Origin of the sequence: Rhizobium sp. X9, from assembly GCF_018873185.1 — a bacterium.
Taxonomy (GTDB): domain Bacteria; phylum Pseudomonadota; class Alphaproteobacteria; order Rhizobiales; family Rhizobiaceae; genus Agrobacterium; species Agrobacterium oryzihabitans.
The window spans coordinates 36,757-50,878 of record NZ_CP071312.1; the positions used below are offsets into that span (position 1 = coordinate 36,757).

The 14,122-nt window shown below is 59.9% G+C and carries 14 protein-coding genes; 9 read left to right on the plus strand and 5 right to left on the minus strand.

The window, feature by feature from the left end; genetic code table 11:
- The first annotated feature begins 76 nt into the window (after nucleotides 1-76).
- Genes JZY08_RS15295 through JZY08_RS15305 form a run of 3 tightly spaced genes read left to right on the plus strand, consistent with a single transcriptional unit; the run spans nucleotide 77 to nucleotide 2,669 of the window.
- A complete protein-coding gene (locus JZY08_RS15295) occupies nucleotides 77-1,072 on the plus strand; it encodes an aliphatic sulfonate ABC transporter substrate-binding protein (RefSeq protein WP_216332313.1) in 996 nt (331 codons plus the stop codon).
- A complete protein-coding gene (locus JZY08_RS15300; protein ID WP_216332315.1) occupies nucleotides 1,069-1,938 on the plus strand; it encodes an ABC transporter permease in 870 nt (289 codons plus the stop codon). Before JZY08_RS15295 ends, JZY08_RS15300 begins: the two co-directional genes overlap by 4 nt.
- The gene (locus JZY08_RS15305; protein WP_216332316.1) at nucleotides 1,935-2,669 is read left to right on the plus strand and encodes an ABC transporter ATP-binding protein; all 735 of its coding nucleotides are present in this window, start codon (nucleotides 1,935-1,937) and stop codon (nucleotides 2,667-2,669) included. Before JZY08_RS15300 ends, JZY08_RS15305 begins: the two co-directional genes overlap by 4 nt.
- 101 nt (nucleotides 2,670-2,770) lie before the next feature.
- On the opposite strand, the gene JZY08_RS15310 is transcribed toward JZY08_RS15305, so the two are convergent.
- Nucleotides 2,771-4,063 carry an ABC transporter substrate-binding protein gene (locus JZY08_RS15310; protein WP_216332318.1) on the minus strand — a complete coding sequence of 431 codons (1,293 nt, stop codon included), beginning with the start codon at nucleotides 4,061-4,063 and terminating at the stop codon, nucleotides 2,771-2,773.
- A gap of 112 nt (nucleotides 4,064-4,175) precedes the next feature.
- Here JZY08_RS15310 and JZY08_RS15315 point away from each other — a divergent pair, with 112 nt between their 5' ends.
- From JZY08_RS15315 to JZY08_RS15340, 6 genes are all read left to right on the plus strand, one after another.
- Nucleotides 4,176-5,240: a LacI family DNA-binding transcriptional regulator gene (locus JZY08_RS15315; protein WP_216332320.1), complete on the plus strand. Its 1,065-nt coding sequence runs from the start codon at nucleotides 4,176-4,178 to the stop codon at nucleotides 5,238-5,240.
- Nucleotides 5,233-7,110: a DUF2264 domain-containing protein gene (locus JZY08_RS15320; RefSeq protein ID WP_216332322.1), complete on the plus strand. Its 1,878-nt coding sequence runs from the start codon at nucleotides 5,233-5,235 to the stop codon at nucleotides 7,108-7,110. Before JZY08_RS15315 ends, JZY08_RS15320 begins: the two co-directional genes overlap by 8 nt.
- Nucleotides 7,107-8,123 (plus strand): hydroxyacid dehydrogenase, encoded by a 1,017-nt coding sequence (locus JZY08_RS15325; protein WP_216332324.1) that lies wholly within the window; start codon nucleotides 7,107-7,109, stop codon nucleotides 8,121-8,123. Before JZY08_RS15320 ends, JZY08_RS15325 begins: the two co-directional genes overlap by 4 nt.
- Nucleotides 8,120-8,896 carry a sugar phosphate isomerase/epimerase gene (locus JZY08_RS15330; protein ID WP_216332326.1) on the plus strand — a complete coding sequence of 259 codons (777 nt, stop codon included), beginning with the start codon at nucleotides 8,120-8,122 and terminating at the stop codon, nucleotides 8,894-8,896. Before JZY08_RS15325 ends, JZY08_RS15330 begins: the two co-directional genes overlap by 4 nt.
- A gap of 99 nt (nucleotides 8,897-8,995) precedes the next feature.
- The gene (locus tag JZY08_RS15335) at nucleotides 8,996-9,256 is read left to right on the plus strand and encodes a DUF4160 domain-containing protein (RefSeq protein WP_216332328.1); all 261 of its coding nucleotides are present in this window, start codon (nucleotides 8,996-8,998) and stop codon (nucleotides 9,254-9,256) included.
- The gene (locus tag JZY08_RS15340) at nucleotides 9,253-9,732 is read left to right on the plus strand and encodes a hypothetical protein (RefSeq protein ID WP_216332330.1); all 480 of its coding nucleotides are present in this window, start codon (nucleotides 9,253-9,255) and stop codon (nucleotides 9,730-9,732) included. Before JZY08_RS15335 ends, JZY08_RS15340 begins: the two co-directional genes overlap by 4 nt.
- A gap of 42 nt (nucleotides 9,733-9,774) precedes the next feature.
- On the opposite strand, the gene JZY08_RS15345 is transcribed toward JZY08_RS15340, so the two are convergent.
- From JZY08_RS15345 to JZY08_RS15360, 4 genes are all read right to left on the minus strand, one after another.
- Entirely contained in the window at nucleotides 9,775-10,848 is a 1,074-nt protein-coding gene (locus JZY08_RS15345; protein WP_216332333.1) for an ABC transporter ATP-binding protein, read from the minus strand.
- A gap of 88 nt (nucleotides 10,849-10,936) precedes the next feature.
- Nucleotides 10,937-11,812: a carbohydrate ABC transporter permease gene (locus JZY08_RS15350; RefSeq protein ID WP_035225589.1), complete on the minus strand. Its 876-nt coding sequence runs from the start codon at nucleotides 11,810-11,812 to the stop codon at nucleotides 10,937-10,939.
- Nucleotides 11,805-12,758 (minus strand): carbohydrate ABC transporter permease, encoded by a 954-nt coding sequence (locus JZY08_RS15355; RefSeq protein WP_020810284.1) that lies wholly within the window; start codon nucleotides 12,756-12,758, stop codon nucleotides 11,805-11,807. The genes JZY08_RS15350 and JZY08_RS15355 overlap by 8 nt, the downstream gene beginning before the upstream one ends.
- A gap of 6 nt (nucleotides 12,759-12,764) precedes the next feature.
- Nucleotides 12,765-14,054 carry an ABC transporter substrate-binding protein gene (locus tag JZY08_RS15360; protein ID WP_035243412.1) on the minus strand — a complete coding sequence of 430 codons (1,290 nt, stop codon included), beginning with the start codon at nucleotides 14,052-14,054 and terminating at the stop codon, nucleotides 12,765-12,767.
- Between the last annotated feature and the right edge of the window lie 68 nt (nucleotides 14,055-14,122).

The window sequence follows — 14,122 nt, forward strand, 5'->3', positions numbered from 1 at the left end:
AGCAGGGCCGATTGACCTCAAAAACACGCGCCCATACTCTTTAAATACATAAAATACATAAATTAGGTGAATTAATATGAAGGCTGAACATTCCCGCCGCCAGATCCTGAAATTCGGCATTGCCGGCGCGCTCGCAGCACCGCTTGTCACCGGCAAAGCACTGGCCCAAAGCTCACCGGAGTTCCCCGCGGAGCTGAAGCTGGACTGGGGATTTTACTCGTCCCACACGTTGCTGATAAAGAACAAGGGCTGGCTTGAGGAAGCTTTCAAGGATGTCGGCACCAGGATCACCTGGGTGCAATCCCGGGGCAGCAACAATTCGCTCGAATTCCTCAAGGTCGGATCGACGGATTTTGCCGGTTCGGCGGCACTTTCGGCCTTTCTGGCCCGCGCCAACGGCGTGCCGCTGAAAGTCATTTATGTGGCAAGCTGGGGCGGCTCCTCCATCATCCAGGTGCGCCCGGAGTCACCGGTCAAGACCGTTGCCGATCTCAAGGGCAAGACCATTGCGGTCACCAAGGGCACCGCGCCCTATTTCACCCTCGTCCGCGCCCTTGATCAGAACAAGCTGTCGATCAACGATCTGAAGGTGGTGAACCTGCAGCATCCGGAAGGCTTCAACGCGCTTCAGCAGGGGCAGGTTGATGCCTGGGTTGGCATCGATCCGCACACCTCCCAGGCCGAACTTGCCGGCGACAGGGCGATTTTCGATGAGCGCAGCTGGCGCGATGGCAGCGTCTTCAGCGTTTCCGAGGAATTTCTGGCGAAGCACCCGAAAGCGGTCGAGCGGCTCCTCGGCGTCTGGGTGCAGACGCAGAAGTGGATCCGTGAAAACAACGGCGAATTCATCGATTTCGTCACGCAGGTCACCGGCAACGACCCCAAGATCACCAAGCTGACGATCGAAAAGCGTGACTGGAAAGATCCCGTTCCGGGCGAGGAACTGCTGAACTCGATCCGCGTCGTCACCCCGCTGCTCGGCGACGATGTCCTGCGTCCGGGCGTCAATGTCGATAATGTCCTTTCGTCGCTGATCGATCCGGCACCCGCTAAAAAGGCGCTTGGCGCATGAATTCCCATCCGCGCGAATTTCAGCGCGTGAAGCAGACTGCGAAACAATTCCCTTCCCGATTGCCGTTCTTGCAGAGGGCGGGGAATTTCGTGGGGCGGTTCGACCTGCGCGGCGCGATCGTGCCGGTCGGCTCATTGGTGCTGCTCGAGCTTTTCGTCCGCCTGGGCTGGGTCAGTCCTTACGTGCTGCCGCCGCCCTCCGAGCTTTACGAGACGTTTCTGCGCCTTGCGGAAGGTCCGCTATGGACAAATGTCGCGGCCAGTACGGCCCGTGTCTTCGTCGGTTTCGTTATCGGCTCTCTGCTTGCAATCGTCGTCGGTTCGCTGGTCGGTCTGGTGGTTGCCGCCGAACGTTATCTCGAGCCGACCTTTCAGGCGCTGAGGGCGGTCCCAAGCCTTGCATGGGTGCCGCTGCTGATGATCTGGTTTGGCATCGGCGAAACCTCGAAAATCGTGCTGATCGCCAAGAGCGCGTTTTTCCCTGTTTATCTCAACCTTTTTTCCGGCATCAGGAATGTTGACCGCAAGCTGGTGGAGGTGGGCGAAATGTATCGTCAACCGCTGCCCGTGCTGGTGTGGCGGATCTTCATTCCCGCCTCCTTGCCGCATCTCTTCACCGGGCTGCGTTATGGGCTGTCGCTGGCCTGGCTGAGTGTCGTCGCAGCCGAACTTCTGGCGGCCTCCGAGGGCATCGGCTACATGCTGTCCGACGGACGGGAGCTATCCCGGCCCGATCTGGTGATGATCGCCATCATCTGCCTTGCGGTACTCGGCAAGATTTCCGACAGCCTCTTCAAGATCGTCGAGGAACGCTGCCTGCGCTGGCGTGACACCTATTCCCTTCAGGAAGGAGGACGGGTGCGATGAGTTTGCTCGATGTCGATGTGCGCGAAAAAGCTTTCGGCGACACGGTTATTCTTCAGGATATCCATCTGACGCTCGGCGATGGTGAAGCGGCGGTTCTTCTTGGCCCCAGTGGGTGCGGAAAGAGCACGTTGCTGCGCATCGCCGCCGGTCTCGACCGGCGTTTTTCAGGCGCGGTCAAGGTTCAGCAGGCAAGGGAAGGTCAGGCATCGGACTCACCGCCCATTGCCTTCGTCTTTCAGGAACCCCGCCTGATGCCATGGCTGACGGTTGCCGAAAACATCGGTTATGCGGCTGGCAGGAAATATGATGTCGAGCGGGTCGAAGGCTTGATCAACGATGTGGGGTTGAGCGGCCATGGCAGCGCACTGCCAAAGGCTCTTTCAGGCGGCATGGCTCAGCGTGTCGCCATCGCAAGAGCGCTTTATACCCAGCCACGCATCTTGCTGCTCGACGAACCTTTCAGTGCGGTCGATGCTTTCACGCGGATGAAGTTGCAGGACCTCGTGCTGAAACTCGTCGAACAGCACGGCATATCCTTCCTGCTCGTCACCCACGATATCGACGAAGCGCTTTACCTCGGCGACCGGATCTACATGATGGGCGCGCATGATGGCCGTATCCAGCAGCGAATAGAGGTAGACGACCCACGCCCACGCGACCGGAGATCGCCGCAGCTCGCCAGCCTCAAGAACGAGGTGCTGACCGCCCTGCACAACGCCCACGTCATCTGACGGCTGCGGCCTCGCCCGAATAGTCGGTGTGAGTGAGAAAGAATGCAAAAACGGGCACCGCAGCGCGGTTTTGACGCCACGCTGCGGTGCCCCTTTCGTCGTCATCCGCGCTTGCGCAGGGTCCGCGTGCCGGTGTCGACAAGATTTTGCGCCGCCTCATCCACGCTGGCGCGGCCGAAAGCGAGCGAGTCGGCGATGGGGCGCATCACCCCACGGTCAAACTCATTGGCGCCGATGGGGGCAGGCTCCGGATAGGGATCGAGCTTGCCGGACAGGCTTTCGATGTAATCCACCGTCTTGCGCTCGGTCTCGTTGAGGCTTGGCAACACCGCTTCGCGCACCTTCTTTGCCGGTGGCACGCCGCGCTCAACGCCGAGAACCTTGCCGGCATCCAGATCGTTGACGAAGAAGTTGATGAACTTCGCCGCCGCTTCCGGATTGGTGGAGGTGGACGAAATGCACCAGATGAGGCCCGGCCGGTAATAATGCCCGGTCGGCTTGTCCGCCCCCTCGCCCGGCAGCATGCCGATCGACAGCGTCTTCTTGTTGAGCGCCTGGTAACCCACGAGCTGGTTGGAATAGGCAAAACCGATTGCCGAATTGCCAAGGGTCAGCGCGTTGGATTCGATGGTATTATCGTCACGTGTCTGGATATCGGCGGAGACGCAGAGCTTGTTCTCGCGCAGATCCTCCCAATAGGCGAACCATTCCTTGGCGTCTTCCTTGTTGAAGCCGATGGTGCCATCCTGGAACAGGAGCTTGCCGCGCTGGCGCAGCCAGACATCGAAAACGTAATGATAACGCCCGCCATAGGGCACAGCCCAGTAGTTTCGTTTTGCCGGAGCGTTCTTCTTGAAATCGCGCGCCAGTTCCGCCAGCGCCTTCCAGGTGATCTGCTCCTTCGGCACGGAGACGCCGGCTTCCTTCAGCGTCTCGGCATCATACATCATGCAGAAGGAATTCAGCCCGAGACCGACGCCGTAAAGCTTGCCGTCGATGCGGCAAAGATCGATCTCGCTTTTGCCGAAGCTGGAAAGATCAAGCGACGAGCCGACGAACTGGTCAAGCTCCATGCAGGCACCACGGCCGGAATAATCGGCAATGGTGGAAGGCTCGAGCTGGAAGATATCGGCGACGTTGCGTCCCGCCATGGATGTCGCAAGTTTGGTCCAGTAATCGGAACCGGCGATCATCTCCCCACTGACCACCGTTTGTGGATCTGCCTTCTGATAAAGGGAGATCACCTCATTGGTACGCTTGTTGCGGTCAGCCGACCCCCACCACACGCAACGAAGCCGGGTTTCAGCCGCCATTGCGCGGAAACCGCCCGCCGCCGCGCCAAGACCGGCCAGTGCCGCCGTCACCAAAAATCCACGTCTATCGATAGTTTGCATCTGCTCCTCCCGCGTTTTGCAAATTTCTCACTTATCACTTAAATTCTTGCAAATTTTCCGTATTTGCAATATTTGCATCATAATAGAATTTTTTGCAAGCGCAGGAGACGACATGAACGATACGCCCGACATCAGCCGCCCGCGCCAGTCGGATATCGCCCAGCGCGCAGGGGTTTCCATCAGCACCGTCTCACGGGTCCTCGCCGGGGAAAAAGGCATCAGCGCATCGATACAGACCAAGGTTCTGGGTGTGGCGGCGGAACTCGGTTATCCGCTGCGGCCGGTTACGAGCCAGGCGGGCGGCGTGTCGCTGGAGGGCAAGAAAATCCTCGCCCTCATGTCCGCCGAAAGGGCGACCGGCGATATCGGCGCTTTTTATCACGATATTTTCGACATGCTGCGCAGCCTTTCCCAGACGGATGGTTTCGAGCTCGATATCCGGCTGCTGCACCAGAAGCAGATCGACGAGGCGCTCACGCAGCGGGTCTGCGAGGTTGATGGCCTTCTCGCCATTGGCCTTGATCCGGAAGAAGAGATCATTCACCGCATCACGCAGGGCGTGCTGCAACCGGTTCTGGTCAATAGCGCCGATCCCTCGATGATGCTGGATTGCGTCTCGCCTTCCAATTTTTACGGCGGCGCGATGGCGGCGCGGCGGCTGCTGGAACTGGGCCACCGCAAGGTCGCCTATATCGGCCCGGAGCACCGCCACACCATCAGAGAACGCATGCGCGGCTTCCGGCATACGATCCTGGAGGACGAGGGAACCACCTATGAGGAATTTCTGCTTTCGACGGCGGATAGCGGCTTTGGGCAAGCCGGCGATGCGGTTCGTCAGCTTTTGGCCAAAAACCCAGATCTGACCGGAATTTTCTGCATGAATGACGCCATTGCGCTTGGCGCGCTTGGCGCGGCGCAGGAGCTTGGTCTTGCCGTACCGGACGACCTTTCGATTATCGGTTTCGACGACCTGCCCTTTGCCGAACTCTCCACCCCGCGGCTCAGCACCATCCGGGTCGACCGCCGCGAGATCGCCCGCGAGGCGGTGGAACTGATGCGCCGCCGGCTGACGGAACCTTCAGCCAATGCCCGGCAGGTTCAGCTGGGTGTGCAGCTGGTGGAAGGACAGACGGCCGGTCAGGCGAAGAAGATGGAAAAGGCGATACGCAATGCATGATGCGGCAAATAACGATCCGATGACCCGTTTCAATCCACTATATGGCAATCCGCTCAAGACCCGCGCCGACGTGCGGCGGGCGCTGGACGACAGTTTCGCACCGCTGCTTCCCTATTTCTCCGAAAGCGGCGCAAGGGTGACGCTGAGTGGCGCCGCCGCGCATTTCGACCGGGCGGCGGCCGATCTGGAAGGATTTGCACGGCCACTCTGGGGCATCGCACCGCTGGCGCTCAGCGGCGATACGTTCGCTCATTGGCCGCTTCTAGCCAAGGGCATCGCCAACGGCACCGATCCCGCCCATCCCGATTACTGGGGCGACGTGCGCCAGAAGGACCAGCGTCTGGTGGAGCTTGCAGCCCTCGGTTTTGCGCTTCGGCTCGCCCCGCAACATTTGTGGGAACCGCTGTCCGACGCGCAGAAGAACAATGTGCGCCGCTATCTGCTGACGGCGCGCGAACGTATCTATGCCGACAATAACTGGAAATTTTTCCGGATAATGGTCGACATGGCGCTCGATCATCTCGGCATCGAATTTGACCGCAGCCTGACGGAGACATTCCAGACGGAGCTGGATGGGTTTTACATTGCCGACGGCTGGTATCGCGACGGAAACTACCGCCGCATCGACCATTACATCGCCTTCGCCATGCATTTTTACGGCCTGATCTATGCGAAGCTCAGCAAGCCGGGCGATGCCTTCGCCGAGCGCTACCGGGAACGCGCCCGGCTCTTCGCAAAGGATTTCGCCAGCTGGTTCGACGAGGATGGCGGCACGCTGGCCTTCGGCCGCTCCATGACCTACCGTTTCGCCTGCGGCGGCTTCTGGGCCGGCCTTGCCTTTGCCGATGAGGAAGCCCTGCCCTGGGGCGAGATCAAGGGGCTGTATCTGCAGCATCTGCGCTGGTGGGCGAACAGGCCGATCGCCGACCGCGATGGTGTGCTCTCCATCGGTTACGCCTATCCGCAGCTTACCATGTCGGAAAGTTATAATTCGGCGGGCTCACCCTATTGGGCCTTCAAGGCCTTCCTGCCACTTGCCCTGCCTGAGAGCCATCCCTTCTGGCAGGCGGAAGAAAAGCTGCCCGAAACATCGCAAAATCCACGGCCGCTCCTTCATCCCGGCATGGTGATGATGCGCAGCAAAGGCAACGTCACCGCGCTCTCCAGCGGGCAGGAAAACCTGTCGATGCGCGGCGGGCCGGAGAAATACGCCAAATTCGCCTATTCCTCCCGCTACGGTTTCGGTGTGGAGGTGGACGAGCGCGGCTTCAAGACCAATGGTTTCGACAATATGCTGGCCTTCTCCGAAGACGGCCTGCATTACCGGGTACGCGAAACCAATGAAAAGGTTCTGCTGGCCGGGGAAAGCCTGCGGGCGACATGGAAACCATTCTCGGATGTGACGGTCGAAACGACGCTCGTTGCGGCTGGTGACTGGCATGTCAGGCTTCACCGCATCACCTCCGCGCGGCCCCTATCGGTCATCGAGGGCGGTTTTGCGATCAACCGCAACGATGGTGACCGCGATGCCGTGAGCGAAGCGCCCGGCCGGGCGACGGCCGATTGCGGCACCGACATATCCGCCATCGTCGATCTCGGCTCAGGCATAATCCGCCAGGGCGTGGCGCTGAAGGCGCTGCCCAATACCAGCCTTGTTTATGCCAAGACCACGGTGCCGCAATTGCGGGGCGACATTCCGGCGGGCGAAACCCTGCTCGCCTGCGCCGTCTTTGCGGGATTGAGCGGGACCGAAAGCAAAAACGCTCTGGCCGCTGTTCCAGCACTTCCCGATATCGAAGTGCTCGACCGGCTGTTTGCGGAACACGGCATCCCGGTCAGCAGCATGGCGGCGGCGGGAGAACCGCAATGACAGGCCCGCTTGCGCGTCTCAGCCTCGCCATGGACCCGGAGCGGACGCAGCATGTGCTGACGCCACAGGCGCTCGAAAGGCTGTCGCAGAGCGTCGAAATTCTCGATACCCGCTGCATCCGCGACTTTCACGATTCATCCGTGAAAGAACAGCTGGCGCGCACGGATATTCTTCTGACCGGCTGGGGCTGTCCCGATATCGGCGCTCGCGAACTGGCGCTGATGCCGGAGCTGAGGCTGATTTCGCATGCGGCCGGCACGGTGAAATATTTCCTGTCGCAGGCGGTTTTCGAACGTGGCGTCACCGTGTGCAGCGCAGCCGAAGCGAATGCGCAGCCGGTCGCAGAGTTCACGCTGGCGATGATCCTGCTGTCCGGCAAGCGTACCTTCGGTTTCCGTCGCCTCTATGTTGACGACCGCGGGCGGGACAATGTCGACCGCCTGCAATCGCAGGCCATCGGCAATCTCGGCCTCACCGTCGGCATTGTCGGGGCGTCGCGTATCGGGCGTCGGGTGATCAATCTGCTGAAGCCCTTCGATCTCGATCTTGTCCTTTTCGACCCGTTTTTAAACGTGGCCGAAGCGCAGAAGCTCGGCGTGCACCTTGTATCGCTCGATGAGCTGATGTTGGTGAGCGACGTGATTTCCCTGCATGCGCCATCCCTGCCGCAGACCCGGCATATGATCGGTGCGGATGCACTTGCCCGGATGAAAGATGGCGCAACCCTGATCAACACGGCGCGCGGTGCGCTGGTGGATGAAGACGCGCTTCTGGCCGAGCTGAAAACCGGACGCATCGAAGCCGTCATCGACGTGACCGATCCGGAAGTGCCGCCACAGAATTCACCCTTCTACAGCCTGCCGAATGTATTCCTGACACCGCATATCGCCGGCGCCGTCGGGCTTGAGCGTGCACGGCTCGGCGACATGGCGATTGCCGAGATCGAGCGTTTCTGCCGGGCGGAACCATTACAACAGCAGATACGGCCGGAACATCTGGAACTGATCGCATGAGAATTTTCGAGCCGGGCCTCTGCTCCGTCACCTTCCGCTCTATGCCACCGCAGGCGGTTATCGAGCTTGCCGCCGCAAATGGCATCAAGGCAATCGAATGGGGCGGCGACATCCATGTTCCGCCCGGCGACCTCGACAATGCGAGGGACGTGGCGGCGCGAACGGCGAAAGCCGGCCTCACCGTTTCCTCCTATGGTTCCTACATCTTCGCGCCGGATTTCGCACCGGATGATGTGACCGCCACTCTGGATACCGCAAAGGCGCTGGGCACCAGCCATATCCGCATCTGGCCCGGCAGCCGCAAACGCCCATCTGCCGATTATTCCCTAGCAGAACGCCGCGCAGCAACAGAGGCGCTGGCGACACTAGCCCGCCGGGCGGACGACCATGGCATGACAATCGGGCTGGAATATCACCCCAACTCCCTGACAGATACGCTGCCTTCGTCCCTGCAACTTCTGCAGGACCTGCCGATACCAAACCTCTTTTTCTACTGGCAACCCGCCCCCGGCCTGCCGCTGGATGACGCACTTGCGGAGATATCGGCGCTCGGCTCACGCATCTGCCACCTGCATGCCTTCGCCTGGCTCAAAGACGCCAGCCGCCTGCCCCTTCGCGAGCGTGCGGATTATTGGCGGGCCTGCATCGATGCCCTGCCGGAGAGTGACTGGACGAAGGCGCGCTATGCGATGCTGGAATTCGTTAGGGGTGACGATGTCAGCCAGTTCTCGGAAGATGCAGTGACGCTCAAGGACGTTCTTTATAGATCGTAGCGTTCACCTTCTGCCTGCCCCCTTACCAGAAATATGCTTCATCCCTTCTTCACATAGTGAAATTTATGCACTATGTTTTATTGACGATGTGGGTGCGGCATGGGCAAATTAATTCAGATCGGGAACATCATAATACGCGTCTATGCGAACGATCACTTGCCGCCGCACTTTCACATCATAACACCGGATGCTGATGCTCTTGTCGACATCGAAACTCTGGAAATCCTCCGCGGCAAGCTATCCCGCAAGGCAGAAGCCGACGCTTTGGCATGGGCGAAAACCAATGGGAAGCTGATTGCCAATGAATGGAATCGGACGAACCCGCGTTTTCCCATTGTAGGAAAGGGAGAGAAGTCATGACACCACGGGTCAAAACCATCCTGCCCAATCCGCCTTGCACGCTCACCATCGACTGGGTTGACGGAAGCCAATCGACCGCCGATCTGACCGGATGGATAGCGACCGGGGGAGAATTGCTCAATCCGCTCCGTTCGACAGATATCTGGAAGACCGCGACAGTCGCCGATTATGGTGCGACTGTGGAATGGCACGGAGACGACTTGGCGATCGATGCCTATCACCTCTACCAGATCGCAGAGGACCAGCGGGACTTCGATGTGGAGGACCTGCGCAAATGGCAGGAGGAAATCGGCCTTTCCAATAATGAGGCGGCGGATTTTCTTGGCGTCACTTTACGGACGTGGAACAACTATCGTGCGGGCACGCCCGTAAGCCACGCGGTCAAGATGCTGCTGCGGGCCACCCAGCGCGACCCGCTTCTCATGCATGCGCATTTCCGGCCACGCCGTCCCGGACGCCCGAAACACGCCGCTTGAGACAGACGTGCACCGGTTCACACAACCGCGACGGGCAACAGGCTATATCCGCCGCCCATCCGCTCCGAACAGATGCGTCTTCGCCAGATCGAACGCAAACGGAATGGTCTCGCCGATGCGGATCTGGCGCTGGCCGTCGAGGAGCACGGTGGCGGCCTGGCCGTCGGGTGTGCTGGTATAAACCACGGTCGAGCCGCCGAGATGTTCGACGAGCTGAATCGAAGCTTCGCCAAGCGAGGATTGCGCCTGCGGGTTCACATGTTCGGGACGCACGCCGAAGGTGAGTGGTTCGCCCTGTTGCGCCGCCACCGGCTTTTCCAGCACGATGCGCTGGCCGGCCACCTCGATGGTGCGGTTGGAGCTGTCGCCTGACGCCACCGTGGCGGAGAGGAAATTCATCTTCGGCGAGCCGATGAAACCGGCGACGAACTGGTTGGCGGGATTGTTGTAGAGATCGAGCGGCCGGCCGACCTGCATGATACGGCCATCGCGCAGCACGACGATCTTGTCGGCCATGGTCATGGCCTCCACCTGGTCATGCGTCACATAGATCATGGTGCTGCCGAGCGTCTGGTGCAGCTTGGCGATTTCGACACGCATCTGCACGCGCAATTCCGCATCGAGGTTGGAAAGCGGCTCGTCGAACAGGAAGATCTTCGGCTCGCGCACGATGGCGCGGCCGATGGCGACGCGCTGGCGCTGGCCGCCCGAAAGCGCCTTCGGCTTGCGCTGCAACAGCGGGCCGATCTGCAGTATATCGGCGGCCTTCTGCACCCGCGCCTCGACTTCCGGTTTCTTGTAACCCGCCGTTTCCAGCCCGAAAGCGAGGTTCTTGTAAACGCTCATATGCGGATAAAGCGCATAGGACTGGAAGACCATGGCGATGCCGCGCTTGGAAGCGGCTGTTTCGTTGACCCTTTCGCCATCGATGCGAAGATCGCCCTCGGAGATTTCCTCCAGGCCCGCAATCATGCGCAGAAGCGTGGATTTTCCGCAGCCCGAGGGGCCGACGAAAACGGTGAACTCGCCCGGTTCGATCTTTAGATCGATACCGTGAACGACCGGAAAAGCGCCGAACCGCTTGACGATTTTTTCGAGCGTAATACTGCTTGCCATGCTGTTTCTCCCGACTGTCGCGCCGCGCAGGGGGCGGCCGCGACAGTGTTGATAGTCTGATATAATTCGTTCTCGATCCGGGTCCCGTTCAGCGTTTCATTCCGGTGGTGGCGATGCCTTCGATGAGCAGCCGCTGGAAGAACAGGAAGAACAGGAAGACCGGCACCAGCGACAGGTTGGACATGGCGAAAAGCGAGGTCCAGTCCGAGCTGCCGGTGGAATCCACGAAGGATCTGAGGCCGAGCTGCACGGTGTAGGTGTTGATGTCGTTCAGATAGATCAGCGGACCGAAGAAATCGTCCCAGGTCCAGATGAAGGAAAAGATGGCGGCCGTGGCCAGCACCGGCAGCGACAAAGGCAGCATGATCTTCCAGTAGATGCGGAAGGGCGAGCAGCCATCCATGACAGCCGCCTCATCCAGCTCGCGCGGAATGCCGCGGAAGAACTGCACCATCAGGAAGATGAAGAAGGCATCCGTCGCCAGATATTTCGGCACGATCAGCGGCAGCGACGTGTTCACCCAGCCCATTTCCAGAAACAGGATATATTGCGGGATCAGCACGACGTGATAGGGCAGCATGAGCGTGCCGAGCATCAGCGCAAACCAGAAATTGCGCCCGCCGAAACGCAGCCGGGCAAAAGCGAAGGCGGCGAGCGAGCAGCCGACCACGTTGCCTATGGTAGCGAGCACCGAGATGAAGAACGAGTTCCAGAAGAACTGCCCGAAACTCACCTGCAGCCCGGACCAGCCACGGATGTAGCCGCCGAAATCGACCGATGAAGGAATGAGCGAGGAGGAGCCGAACAGCTCGTCCTGCGGACGGAACGAACCCGAAATCATCCACAGGATCGGATAGAGCATCGCAAAGGAAGCGATGATCAGGGCCGTGTGCAGCAAAACCGATTTCAGCGGCGTGCGTTGCGGGCCTTGTCCCGGCCGGGGAGCGGTAACAGCGTCAGTCATCGTAATGCACCCAGTATTTCGCGCTGAGGAATGAGAAGGCCGTAAACAGCGAGATGATGATCACCAATATCCAGGCAAGCGCCGAAGCATATCCCATGCGGAAGAAACCGAAGGCTTCCTGATAGAGGTAGAGCGTGTAGAACAGCGTCGAGTTGATCGGCCCGCCGGTGCCTTCGGAGATGATGAAGGCGGGCGTGAAGGCCTTGAAGGCGTCGATCGTCTGGATCACCGCATTGAAGAAGATCACCGGCGTCAACAGCGGCAGGGTAATGCGGAAGAACTGCCGCACCTTGCTCGCACCGTCGATTTCGGCCGCCTCATACATGTCCTGCGGGATTTGCCTCAACCCTGCGAGGAAGATGATCATCGGCGAGCCGAACTGCCAGACGGACAGGATGACCAGCGTGTAGATCGAATAATCCGGATTGGAAATCCAGCTTGGCCCTTCATAACCGAAGGCCTGCCAAAGGATCATGTTGACGAGACCGTCGGAGGCGAAAAGCTGGCGCCAGAGCACGGCGATCGCCACGCTGGAGCCGAGCAGCGACGGCAGATAGAAGATCGCCCGGTAGAGCGTCAGCCCCTTGATGCCGCGATTGAAGGCGAGTGCGACCAGAAGCGCGAAGATGAGCTTCAAGGGCACCGACAGCAGCACATAGGTAAACGTCACCTGCATGGCGGCTGCGAATTTGGGGTCGGCGGTGGCGATGCGCACGTAGTTGGCCGCCCCCACCCAATCCGGAGATTGCAACAGGTCGTAATTGGTGAACGACAGATAGAGCGACGCGAGCGCCGGGCCGAGGGTGAGGCCGAAAAAGCCGATCAGCCAGGGCAGAAGAAACAGGTAGGCGTGAATGTTGCGGTCGAAAATCCGCTTCACGCCGCCCCGCTTCGGGAGAGCCGCGCCACGGCTCTCCTCAACGAGTGTTTCAGATCGAAAGGCCATACATTATCACTTCCGTTTGATAACGGTTTCAGATTCCTTGACTAGCCGGTCACCACCCTGTTCCGGCGAGATCTTGCCGAAGCCGACTTCCTCGGCCGTGCGCTTCAGGACGAAGGCGAATTCGCCGGCGCCTGGAGGTGGTGCGGGCGGCAGATCGCCGACATCGGGGGTGATTTTGGCAATATATTCCACCATGCTCTTGCTGACCTCGTCGAGCTTGGGGGTCAGCGCGTCGCGCATGGATTCCGATGCCGGAACGCCGCGTTCCACACCGAGAATATCGATGCCCTGCGGTTCCGCGACGAGGAAGTTGATGAAGCCGATCGCCTGCTCAATTCCGGCGCTGCCATTGGCGACGCTGATCAGCATCGAGGGCTTCAGATAATGGCCGGAAGGGCCATCCTTCTTGCTCTTCGGATAGGAACTCATCGCCAGCTTGGACTTGTTGAGCGCCTGGTAACCCACGAACTGGTTGGAATGAGCGAATGCGGTTGCCGCCTTGCCCGTCGTCAGCGGGTTCGTCTCGATGTTGAGCTGGTCGAGCGCCTGGACATCGGCCGGCACGCAGGCGCCGCTCTTGCGCAGATCCGCCCACATGGTGAACCACTTGGTCGCGTCGGTGGGATCAAAACCGATGCCACCATCCTGCGTGTAGAGCGATTTGCCGTTCTGACGCAGCCAGTTCTCGAAGCTCGGCTCCACGCCGCTCGCATCAGCCGTCGCGTAATAGCCGGGCTTCGGCTTGTTTTTGCTGAGCTTGGCGGCGTTTTCGGCAAACTCCTCCCAGGTCTGGCCGATCGACGGCGGCGTCGCACCGGATTTTTCCCAGGCCGCCTTGTCGAAGAAGACAGCACTGGAATTGACCCCGAGATTGATGCCGTAAAGCTTGCCGTCGACCCGGCCGGAATCGATGTTCATCTTGCCGAAATCTTCGATCTTCAGACCCTTGCCGATATAGTCGTCGAGGGGCGCCAACGCGCCGCGACGGCCATATTCGAAGATATAGCGATAATCCATCTGGATCAGGTCCGGCGCATTGCGGCCCGCAACCTGCGTGGCAAGGCGCGGCCAGTAATCGCTCCAGCCGGCGAATTCACCGGCAATGTCGAGATCGGGCTTGACCTGCTTGTAGGCGGCTATCGCCTTGTTGGTACGATCCGCACGCTCCTGCGACCCCCACCACAACATACGCAGCCGCGCGGCCTGAGCCTGCGCCGAACCGCCCCCCAATGTTGCAAGTGAAAGGGCCGCAAGGCCCGCAGAAAGCACAGTTCTCCTCTGAAGCATCACGGACATTGGCAACTCCTCCCTATTGACTGCCAAATTGATGATGAGTGTAAACGACTATTGCCGTTTTATAACTA